The organism is Petrocella sp. FN5, assembly GCF_029210395.1.
Taxonomy (GTDB): Bacteria; Bacillota; Clostridia; order Lachnospirales; family Vallitaleaceae; genus Petrocella.
The window spans coordinates 1-11,528 of the sequence record NZ_JARGDP010000077.1 but is presented as its reverse complement, the minus strand read 5'-3'; the positions used below and the strand labels follow the sequence as shown (position 1 = coordinate 11,528).

The window sequence follows — 11,528 nt, the reverse complement described above, 5'->3', positions numbered from 1 at the left end:
AGTGGTTATGGCCTGAAACGCATAGTTGAACATCCCATAGAAGAATAGTTACGAAAGCAGGCCATCATCGACCATGAAGTTCCTGGACGCACCAACCTGAGACCGTAATCATACATACTGTGGAAGGGTTTTCATGGGACCCATCTAACTTTACCTTAACCAGGTCTCTAAGATTATTCACTTAGAGACCTGGTTAAGATGCTGATATGGGGATTACCCCAAGATTTGACAAAGAGCCAAATTTGTCAGAGAACCTCTATTTTAACGTACTTCTAAGATAAGTTTCACCCATTAAGAATTTATCCACCTCATAAGCCATATTTCTTCCTTCAGCAATAGCATGAACAACCAGAGATTGGCCACGTCGCATATCACCGGAAGCAAAAATGCCGGGGATAGAAGTCTGGAACTCTCGATTCGTAGCAACATTACCTCTTGAATCATACTCAACACCAAGATCATCTAAAAGTCCGGTATGCTCAGGGTGTAAGAAACCCATAGCAAAGAGAATCAAATCAGCTTCTAGGATGAACTCACTACCTTCAATTTCCTTCATAGTGTGACGACCATCTATTTGCTCCCATGCCAGTCTGACACACTTAAGTCCTGTTACTTCACCTTTGTCATTACCGAGGAAAGCTTTGGTACCGACAGAAAATTCACGAATGTCTTTGTTTAATGCAGCTTCAGCCTCATCATGAGAAGAAGAAGTTTTGTAGAGTCTTGGAAAAACCGGCCAAGGTTGAGTGATATCACGTTCCTTTGGAGGCATGGGTAATAATTCTAGTTGGGTAACATCAATAGCACCTTGTCTTAATGAAGTGCCGATACAGTCAGAACCAGTATCACCACCACCAATGACAACTACTTTTTTGCCTTCAGCTGTAACCGCCAAATCTTCTGGAATCTGCTTACCGGCAACACGTTTATTTGATTGAGGGAGAAAATCCATAGCAAAATGGATACCACTAAGATTGCGACCGGATATGGTCAGATCTCTAGGCTCAGTTGAACCACCGGTTAAGCAGATAATATCATACTCGGTTTTAAGGGTTTCTACAGAAATATCGACCCCCACATTGGTACTGGTTTTAAATTGGACCCCTTCAGCTACCATTTGGTCAACACGTCTTTGAATATAAGATTTTGGTAACTTATAGTCCGGTACACCGTATTTTATAGCACCACCAATGGCATCAGAACGTTCAAATAGCGTAACATGATGTCCGACACGAGCCAACTGTTGAGCGGCTGCCATACCTGCAGGACCTGAACCAACAATGGCCACACTTTTTCCTGTACGAATTGCAGGTGGCTCCGGTTGAATCCATCCTTTTGCCCAACCTTTTTCGGCTATGGCTAACTCAATATGCTCAATGGTGATTGGGTCTTTAATTAGACCTAGGACACAACCGCTTTCGCAGGGTGCAGGACATATTTTTCCTGTAAACTCAGGGAAGTTATTGGTTGAATGTAATACTTGTAAAGCTTTCTCCCATTGATTGTTAAAAACCAAATCGTTAAAGTCCGGAATAATATTACCAAGTGGACAGTTAGAGGAACAGAAAGGGATACCGCAATCCATGCACCTTGCGGCTTGGATTTTGATTTCGGTTTCATCAACAGGTATGAAGATGTCATCAAAATTTGAGATCCGTTTATCAGCAGGTTTGTAATCACCATTGTTTCTAGCAAATTCTTTAAATCCTGTAACTTTACCCATTTTGATCACCTCCTAATTGATGGCTGCCATAGCAGCTTTTTTCTCAAGTACCAGTTTGTATTCGGGTGCAATTACTTTGACGAATTGTGTTATATATTCGTCATAATTAGAGAGTATACGCTTACCTTTTGGACTGTTCGTATTAAGAACATGTTTTTCTATCATAGACCTTAGAAGGGCTTTATCTTCTTCGGTGGTCACTTTTTCAGTCATCACAATCTCGAAATTACACTTATTCTTTACAAAAGTATCATCTTCGGCAAGAACGAAAGCTTGCCCACCGGACATACCTGCGCCAAAATTTCGACCGGTGTTCCCAAGAACAACCACAGTGCCACCTGTCATGTATTCACAACCGTGGTCGCCGACACCCTCGACAACAGCCACGGCACCTGAGTTCCTAACACAAAAACGCTCACCGGCCATGCCGTTAATATATACCTCGCCGGAAGTAGCACCATATAAAAGGGTGTTACCTACAATAATGTTGTCTTCATAATTAAAATCAGCTGACTTTGGTGGATATACGATGATTTTACCACCGGATAATCCCTTGCCCATATAATCGTTGCAATCTCCTTCCAGTTCAAAAGTCATACCTTTTACGCCGAAAGCACAGAAACTTTGGCCTCCTGAACCGAGAAACTTGTAATGAATACGATCTTCAGGTAGATTCTGCCCCTTTGTGGCTATAGACACATGACCTGCGAGCATCGTTCCGACAGTCCGATGTACATTCCTTATATCGTATTCTTTGTAAACATTTTCTTCGTTGATAAGTGCCGGTATGGCATCTTTAATCAGTTGTCGATCAAAAATATGTTCTAAACCATGAGCTTGATCATTGGAACAATAAGTGCCAATACGAGATGGGAGCTCAGGTTTGTAGAGGATAGCGCTAAAATCAATGCTTCTTGATTTCCAGTGAAGCAGTTCTTTGTTAGGCTCAAGTTTATCCACACGACCTACCATTTCATTAAGGGTTCTAAAACCAAGATCCGCCATTATTTCTCTAAGTTCACTTGCAATAAAAGTGAAGAAATTAATTAAATGCTCAGGTTTACCCGTGAAGAATTTACGAAGTTCAGGATCCTGTGTAGCGACACCTACAGGACAGGTGTTTTTCTGGCATTTACGCATCATGATACAACCAGAAACGACCAAAGCAGCAGTAGCAAAACCAAATTCTTCAGCGCCAAGAAGGGCGGCAATGGCCACATCACGACCGGTTTTCATTTGGCCATCCGCTTGAACAACAATACGACTGCGCAAATCATTCATTAGAAGTGTCTGGTGGGTTTCGGCTAGGCCTAGCTCCCAAGGTAGTCCGGCATACTTAATGGAACTTATTGGTGCAGCACCGGTACCGCCATCACAACCGGATATAAGGACAACATCAGCATGGGCTTTTGATACACCGGCAGCAACGGTACCTACACCAACTTCTGAAACAAGTTTAACATTGATACGTGCTTTATCATTAACATTCTTTAGATCGTAAATAAGTTGTGCCAAATCTTCAATAGAATAGATGTCGTGATGGGGTGGCGGTGAAATAAGCGCGATGCCCGGTGTAGAGTGACGTACTTTGGCAATGTCTTCTGTAACCTTGTGACCGGGCAGATGGCCGCCTTCCCCTGGCTTAGCACCTTGGGCCATTTTTATTTGGAGTTCGGTACAGTTTACTAGATATTCTGTGGTGACACCAAAACGACCGGAAGCCACTTGTTTTATAGAACTTCGTCTACCTTGATCAAAAAGTCGATCAAGGCTTTCGCCACCTTCACCTGAGTTGGATTTACCACCTATCTCGTTCATGGCCTTTGCTAGAGTCTCATGGGCTTCAATACTAATTGAACCAAAAGACATAGCCCCGGTTGCGAATCGTTTTAATATGTTCTCTATTGGCTCAACTTCATCGATATCAATTGGACTTTGGTCTTTGAATTTTAGCAAAGCACGTATGGTGTTAAGTTTTTCTGCTTGTTCATTAATGAGAGCTGAATATTCTCTAAAAAGCTTCATGTCATTGGTGCGACAAGCATGTTGCAGTTTGTGCACGGTATCAGGATTGAAAAGATGTGCTTCTCCGCCTACGCGCCAGGAATACTCACCACCTTCAAGTAAGTGACTATAGGGGTTGCGTAAAGTATTAAAGGCGGCATTGTGTCGAATCATGACTTCTTTTGCAATAATATCTAAATCAATTCCTTCGATTCTTGAAGCGGTACCAGGGAAATACGCCTTCACCACTTGAGAACTTACGCCTAAAGCTTCGAAAATCTGAGCACCATGATAACTTTGAAGTGTACAGATACCCATTTTTGAGAAAATCTTTAATAAGCCATTGTTTAAAGCTTTAACATAGTTCTTCTGCGCATCAACGTTATTTATACTTTGACCTTCCATATACAAACCTGAATGAACAAGACTTTGAATACTATCAAAAGCAATGTAAGGATTAATGGCATCAACACCATATCCTATTAGTAAAGCCATATGCATGACATCTCTAGCGTCTCCGGTTTCGACAATTAGATCAACTTTGGTACGGAGTTTTTTGCGAATCAGATGGTGATGTACACTAGCGGCTGCAAGAAGAGAAGGAATAGGCGCATGATACTTATCTACATTTCGGTCAGTTAGGATAATCAAATTATAGCCGGCCTTTATGTTGTCTTCAACATTTTGGTTTAGGGTATCGAGGGCATTTTTAAGATCCGCGCCATCTTTGTTAGCGTGAAAAACAGCAGGAACTTTAACAGACCTAAAATCTTTATGGCGTATGTGCACGATTTTTTCAAAGTTTGCATTATCCAGTATGGGTTGCTGTAGTTCTATAAAATTAATATTAATTGAAGGGTCCAAATCGCCTAGTAAATTACCACGATCACCAAGCAGTTGAACCAAGGACATAACAAGTTTTTCACGAATCGGATCAATAGGTGGGTTGGTAACTTGAGCGAATAATTGTTTGAAATAGTTGTATAGGAGTTGAGGCTTGTTTGAAAAGATTGCTAAAGCAGCATCATTGCCCATAGAACCAATTGCCTCTTTGCCATGGAGCACCATCGGTGCGATAACCTCTTTAAGTTCTTCTTCAGTATAGCCATAGACTTTTTGAAGTTGCGTTAAACGGTCAGCGCCAAGTGATAGTATGTCATGTGGTACGGGCATTTTGGACAATTCAATCTTATTATGATCAATCCAAGTTTTGTAAGGCTTTTGGCTGGCTAAAGTAGATTTAATCTCCTCATCTGAAATAATTCTTTGTTCTTTGGTATCAATAAGAAACATTTTGCCGGGCTGTAATCGGCCCTTTTCCAGAACAGTATCTGCTTCAAAGGGAAGAACGCCGGTTTCTGAGGCCAGTACAACAAAATCATCTTTGGTCACTAAATATCTTGCAGGTCGTAGACCGTTTCGATCGAGAACAGCCCCAATCTGTGTGCCATCTGTAAAAGCTATGGCAGCCGGGCCGTCCCATGGCTCCATAAGTCCTGCATGGTATTCATAAAAACCTTTTTTATCTTCATTCATGGATTCATGTCCTTGCCAAGCTTCCGGCACGAGCATCGCAACAGCATGAGCTAAAGTTTTGCCACTGGCAAGGAGAAGTTCAAGGGCGTTATCTAGATTGGCAGAATCAGAGCCGGAAGGTTCAATGATGGGGAAGATTTTCTTAATATCATCTCCGAAAACCTCAGATTCAAGGACGCCTTCGCGGGTATTCATCCAGTTGACATTGCCCCTTAAAGTGTTAATTTCACCGTTATGAGCCAGATACCTAAAAGGTTGCGCCCGATCCCAAGAAGGGAAAGTATTGGTGCTATACCGTTGATGTACCAGTGCAATGGCACTAACCATATCTTTATCTTTTAAATCCGTAAAAAAATCAGGTATTTGATGGGCCAACAATTGGCCTTTGTAAATCATAGTTTTAGAGGAAAGGCTAGCCACATAAAAGGCTTCTGTATATGATTTTTTTGCATCACGGATTCGTTTTTCAACTTGTTTTCTGACGACATAGAGCTTACGTTCTAAGTCATTGACACTAACATTACCTTTGTCGATGAAAAGTTGATGAACCATAGGACGGGTACCACTTGCTGTTAAACCACATGCTTTTTCATTGACAGGAACATGACGCCAGCCAAGAAGCTTAAGACCTTCATTTTGAATAATCCTTTCAAAGATGCCTTCACAATAGAACCTTGCATTAGGTTCTTGAGGCAAAAAAACCATACCTACACCATAATGGCCTTCGGATGGTAATGTGAAATCCAACTTTCGACTGACTTTGACTAAAAATTGGTGGGGTATTTGAATGAGGATGCCGGCACCGTCGCCTGTATTTGGATCTGCGCCAACAGCACCACGGTGATGTAGATTAACGAGCACTTGTAAACCTTTCTGCACAATACTGTGAGATTTATTTCCTTTTATATGGGCTACAAATCCAACGCCGCAGTTATCATGTTCAAACTGAGGGTCATATAAGCCTTGTTGCTTTGGTAAACCGTAAGTGTCCTTCATTATATAGTGCCTCCTAACATGGTATCATTATATTTGTTGGAACTTATCCAATTAAATCATAGGTAAGAAAAAGATAGTAGAAACATTATAGCATGATTTAATTTGAGAATCAATACTAAAAAGTTAAGAAATGCAAGTTTGAAAAGAAATAATTTCATTTAGCTCAAACAATTAAGAAGAAAAGTGAATTGCATATTTGCTAATAATTTGCATTAAATGGCTAAATAAAAGGATTTAAGAGAGTAGTATTAAAAAGAAATACTAAAAATTCATTATTGCAAGAAGACGGTATATTACATTCATAAACTTAATGAATGGATTAAAGAGATAAAGGGCGATTAATAGAATACATTAAAAAAATACATAAAATATTGTATTAACTCACAAAGAATATGCCTTGACAATGTCTTATCATAAGGGTTGTAACATAGTTTTTTGGTTGACGTAAGGGTTTTTTGACTGTAAGATATAAATTAATGCAATATATTATTGTTTAACTTGCAAAAACCAAGGAGGACAGAACATGTATAGAATCGTGAAAAAGGAAGCATTAAATATGGCTGTAACGCTTCTTGAAATTGAGGCGCCATTAATTGCAAAAAAAGCGCAACCTGGGCAATTTATCATACTTAGAACAGACGAAGAGGGTGAGAGAATACCCCTAACAATTGCAGACTATAACCGTGAAAAAGGCACCGTTACAATTATTTTCCAAGTGGTAGGAAAGACCACAAAAGTATTAGGTGCTCTGAATGTTGGGGAGAAGATTCTTGATTTTGTTGGTCCCTTAGGTATGGCTTCTCATTTGGATGGGTACAAGAATGCGGTTGTCATAGGTGGTGGTCTAGGTTCAGCAATTGCATACCCACAGGCCAAAAAACTCCATGAAATGGGAGCTAAAGTTACAATGATTGCAGGTTTCAGAAGCAAAGATTTGATCATTCTAGAAAAAGAAATGTCGGCTGTGAGTCATCAATTGTTTGTAACAACCGATGATGGTTCTAATGGTAACAAAGGATTTGTAACCGATGAGCTTAAAAAACTAATTGATCAAGATCCATCGATTGACCTAGTAATTGCGATTGGTCCTTTGATTATGATGAAATTTGTAAGTCAGATGACAAAGCCCCATGGGATTAAAACGTTAGTAAGTATGAATCCGGTTATGATTGACGGTACCGGTATGTGTGGCGGATGCAGAGTGACAGTAGCAGGCGAAACCAAGTTTGCCTGTGTGGATGGACCTGATTTTGATGGGCATGAGATTGACTTTGATGAAGCAATGAGAAGACAAACCATGTACAAGGAACAAGAGGCAGAAAGTATGGATCAACACAATTGTCGTTTAGGAGGTATTATAGATGGCTAATATGTCATTAAAGAAAGTGAGAATGCCTGAGCAAGATCCGAATGTGAGAAACCGAAATTTTTTAGAGGTAGCTCTAGGCTATACAGAAGAACAAGCAATAGAGGAAGCAAATAGATGCCTTCAATGTAAAACCAAGCCATGTGTGGCGGGATGTCCGGTTATGGTAAAGATTCCAGAGTTTATTAAGTTGGTGGCGGAAGGCAACATGGAAGCGGCCTATCATGTAATTAAAGAAACCAATAGTCTGCCGGCAGTCTGCGGTAGAGTTTGTCCTCAAGAGTCTCAATGTGAAGCCCTTTGTGTTAGAACAAAAAAAGGTGAATCGGTTGGTATTGGAAGACTGGAGCGGTATGTTGCTGACTGGTACATGGCCAATAGGGAGCCTGAAGTAAAAAAACCAATTACCAATGGTAAAAAAGTTGCCGTTGTTGGTGGTGGACCGGCAGGTCTGACGTGTGCTGGCGACCTAGCAAAAGAAGGCTATGAAGTAACAATCTTTGAAGCCTTTCATGTAGCTGGAGGCGTTTTAATGTATGGTATTCCGGAGTTTAGATTACCTAAGGCCCTGGTACAAAGTGAGATAACAACATTAAAAGACTTAGGTGTAGAAATTAAGACCAATATGGTTATTGGAAAAGTACTTTCTTTAGATGAATTATTAGAAGAAGGCTATGAGGCTGTTTTTGTTGGATCAGGCGCAGGTTTACCGAGCTTTTTGAAAATACCTGGCGAAAATCTAAACGGTGTTTATTCAGCCAATGAATTTTTGACGCGCGTAAACTTGATGAAAGCCTACAAATTTCCGGATTGTGATACACCGGTTCGAGTCGGTAAAAATGTTGCTGTCGTAGGTGGTGGTAACGTGGCTATGGATGCTGCAAGAAGTGCTAAACGACTTGGAGCAGAAAATGTTTATATAGTATACAGACGTTCAGAAGAAGAACTACCGGCAAGGGTTGAAGAAGTTCACCACGCCATGGAAGAAGGCATCAAATTTAAGTTGCTTAACAATCCGGTTGAGATTCTAGGTACAGAAAAAGGTTGGGTCAAAGGCATAACTTGTGTAAAAATGACCCTAGGAGACATGGACGCATCTGGAAGGCGTCGTCCTATCGCTCAAGAGGGATCAGAACATGTTCTGGATGTTGAGACAGTCATTATTGCTATCGGTCAAAGTCCGAATCCAATGATCACATCCACCACACCGGATCTTAAGACACAAAAATGGGGCGGCATTATTGTAGAAGAAACCACCGGTCTAAGTAGCAAAGAAGGGGTATATGCCGGCGGTGATGTTGTAACAGGTGCGGCAACAGTCATATTAGCAATGGGTGCAGGTAAAGATGCGGCAAAAGCAATAGACACTTATATAAAAAACAAGAAGTAATCATAAAAAAACTAGCACTTTATAAATGAACTGTGATATAATTTTAAAGATGTAAAGTGTAAAAGCGTTATTTAGAAGCTTGGTTTTGAACCACTAGCCATAGGGATATTATTAAGTAAGGTTTTAGGATGACCTGAAGATATGGCATTATTGCCAGTTCAATAAGCAAGGATAAGGAGAATAATATGAACTATTTGACAAACTTAATGGAGCAAGTCGTAAAAAGAAATCCAGGAGAACCGGAATTTCATCAGGCTGTAAAAGAAGTATTGGAGTCACTTGAACCTGTGGCTTTGAAGCATCCTGAATGGGTAGAAGCCGGAATATTTGACAGACTCGTAGAGCCTGAGCGACAAATCATCTTTAGGGTACCTTGGGTATCTGATGATGGAACAGTGAACGTAAACCGAGGTTTTAGAGTGGAATTTAACAGTGCAATCGGCCCATACAAAGGTGGCTTAAGATTTCATCCATCAGTATACGTAGGGATTATCAAATTCTTGGGATTTGAACAGATCTTGAAAAATTCGCTAACCGGTCTGCCTATTGGTGGCGGAAAAGGTGGTAGTGACTTCGATCCAAAAGGCAAATCCGATAGAGAGATTATGAACTTTTGTCAAAGCTTTATGACGGAGTTACAAAGACATATCGGTCCGAATACGGATGTGCCTGCCGGTGATATTGGCGTTGGTGGAAGAGAAATTGGTTATATGTATGGTCAATATAGAAGAATTAAAAATGAATTTACAGGTGTTTTAACAGGTAAAGGTTTAACTTATGGAGGCAGTCTTACCCGTACAGAAGCGACCGGTTTCGGCATGTGCTATTTTGTTGAAGAGATGCTAAAAGCAAAAGGCAATTCTTTTAAAGGCAAAACAGTCGTCATCTCCGGATCTGGAAACGTTGCCATCTATGGCACACAAAAAGCTACTGAATTAGGTGGAAAAGTGGTTGCCCTAAGTGATTCGGGCGGGTACATCTATGATCCTAGAGGTGTGAACTTAGATACGGTCAAACAAATCAAGGAAATAGAACGCAAGCGTATCAGTGAGTATATTAAACATCATCCTCATGCAGAGTATCATGAAGGCTGTGCTGGTATATGGACCATAAAATGCGACATTGCACTACCATCGGCTACACAAAATGAAATTGATGAAGCTTCAGCTAAAATACTAGTGGAAAATGGATGTATTGCAGTTGGAGAAGGGGCTAATATGCCTTCAACACCTGAAGCTGTTGAAGTATTTTTAAACAACAAAGTACTTTTTGGACCTGCAAAAGCAGCTAATGCAGGTGGTGTAGCCACATCAGCACTTGAAATGAGTCAAAACAGCATGCGTTATTCATGGACATTTGAAGAAGTAGACGCCAAATTACAACAAATCATGGCAGACATATATAAAAACGCTAGCGAAGCTGCAAAAGAATATGGTGCAGAAGATAACTTGGTTATTGGCGCTAATATTGCAGGATTTTTAAAAGTAGCAGAAGCGATGTACGCACAAGGCGTTATTTAGATTAAGTAATTCAAACTGAACGTTGATATTATAACCAATCAAATACAGACCCAAAAATAGAAGGACATATTTGTCCTTCTATTTTTTTGAACATATAAAGGGTGATGAGTTAGGCTAGACTTCATGATGATGTTCTCATAAATGTTTGAAATGGGAAGATAGAAAAACAGCGTTAATTTCTCCACCAACCATAATAATAAGACTGATAAAAAACAGCCAAAGAATTAACGCCATAAAACCGGTCAAACTACCATATAAATAGGACAAGCTAGTGGAGTACTTAACATAGATGGAAAAGGCACTAGAGGCAGCAACAAGACCAAGGCTTGAAAAGACCGCACCGGGAAGAACTTTTATAAAACCCACTTTAACAGTAGGTGACAAGTTATATAAAAAAATAAAAAAGATCATAGATAAAACTATGGTTATGGTAAACCGTAGAAAAATAACAATAGGACTTATAAATTCTGGAACAGTAATATTGCTTTCTATAAGTCCGTAGATGGTATTGCCAAATACAATGAGTATTAAAGAAAGTACAATCAAAAGGATGAACCCCAGTGTGTAGAACAATGCCAAGAAACGAAGTTTTATATAAGACCGTGTTTCAACAACATCATAGGCCTTGTTAAGTGCTTGTATGATAGCAAGAATACCTTTTGAAGCAGCCCAGGCAGTAACTAATAAAGCCGCAGGTATTACTTTTGTCGATCTATTTAATTCAATATCTGTAGCTATATTCTGGATGGTTTCAAATATTGGTGCTGGGAGAATAGCGATCAGATAATCGGTAACGGCAGGATCGTTAAAAGAAGTACTGGCCACAAAGTCTGTAATCAGAATAATTAATGGGAAAAGAGACAACATTAAGAAAAGCGTAAGCATAGACGCCCAAGCTGTAATGTCATCATGATCAATTTTGGTAAAAAGTTGTTTTAGCTTTTTTATAAACTCAGCCATAAGTCAACCTTCCTTTAGAAAGAATATGGTTTA

The 11,528-nt window shown here is 40.0% G+C and carries 6 protein-coding genes; 3 read left to right on the top strand and 3 right to left on the bottom strand.

Translation table 11 applies throughout. The features are described 5' to 3' along the window. Positions 1 to 256: 256 nt before the first annotated feature. Both P0N36_RS13075 and gltB read right to left on the bottom strand, forming a co-directional pair. Positions 257 to 1,723 (bottom strand): glutamate synthase subunit beta, encoded by a 1,467-nt coding sequence (locus tag P0N36_RS13075; RefSeq protein ID WP_275843299.1) that lies wholly within the window; start codon positions 1,721 to 1,723, stop codon positions 257 to 259. Positions 1,724 to 1,735: 12 nt separating this feature from the next. Beyond that, positions 1,736 to 6,259: a glutamate synthase large subunit gene (gene gltB / locus P0N36_RS13070; protein ID WP_275843298.1), complete on the bottom strand. Its 4,524-nt coding sequence runs from the start codon at positions 6,257 to 6,259 to the stop codon at positions 1,736 to 1,738. A 523-nt stretch (positions 6,260 to 6,782) separates the two neighbouring features. Between gltB and P0N36_RS13065 the strand changes: the two genes are divergently transcribed. The 3 genes from P0N36_RS13065 (at position 6,783) to gdhA (ending at position 10,535) form a co-directional block, all read left to right on the top strand. Next, positions 6,783 to 7,628, top strand: a complete 846-nt coding sequence (locus tag P0N36_RS13065) for a sulfide/dihydroorotate dehydrogenase-like FAD/NAD-binding protein (RefSeq protein ID WP_275843297.1) — start codon at positions 6,783 to 6,785, stop codon at positions 7,626 to 7,628. Continuing rightward, a complete protein-coding gene (gene gltA, locus P0N36_RS13060; protein WP_275843296.1) occupies positions 7,621 to 9,015 on the top strand; it encodes an NADPH-dependent glutamate synthase in 1,395 nt (464 codons plus the stop codon). The genes P0N36_RS13065 and gltA overlap by 8 nt, the downstream gene beginning before the upstream one ends. Positions 9,016 to 9,200: 185 nt before the next feature. Next, the gene (gdhA, locus tag P0N36_RS13055) at positions 9,201 to 10,535 is read left to right on the top strand and encodes an NADP-specific glutamate dehydrogenase (RefSeq protein ID WP_275843295.1); all 1,335 of its coding nucleotides are present in this window, start codon (positions 9,201 to 9,203) and stop codon (positions 10,533 to 10,535) included. A 135-nt stretch (positions 10,536 to 10,670) separates the two neighbouring features. Here the strand turns inward: gdhA and P0N36_RS13050 are convergent, their stop codons facing one another. Further along, positions 10,671 to 11,495 carry a YihY/virulence factor BrkB family protein gene (locus P0N36_RS13050; RefSeq protein ID WP_275843294.1) on the bottom strand — a complete coding sequence of 275 codons (825 nt, stop codon included), beginning with the start codon at positions 11,493 to 11,495 and terminating at the stop codon, positions 10,671 to 10,673. Between the last annotated feature and the right edge of the window lie 33 nt (positions 11,496 to 11,528).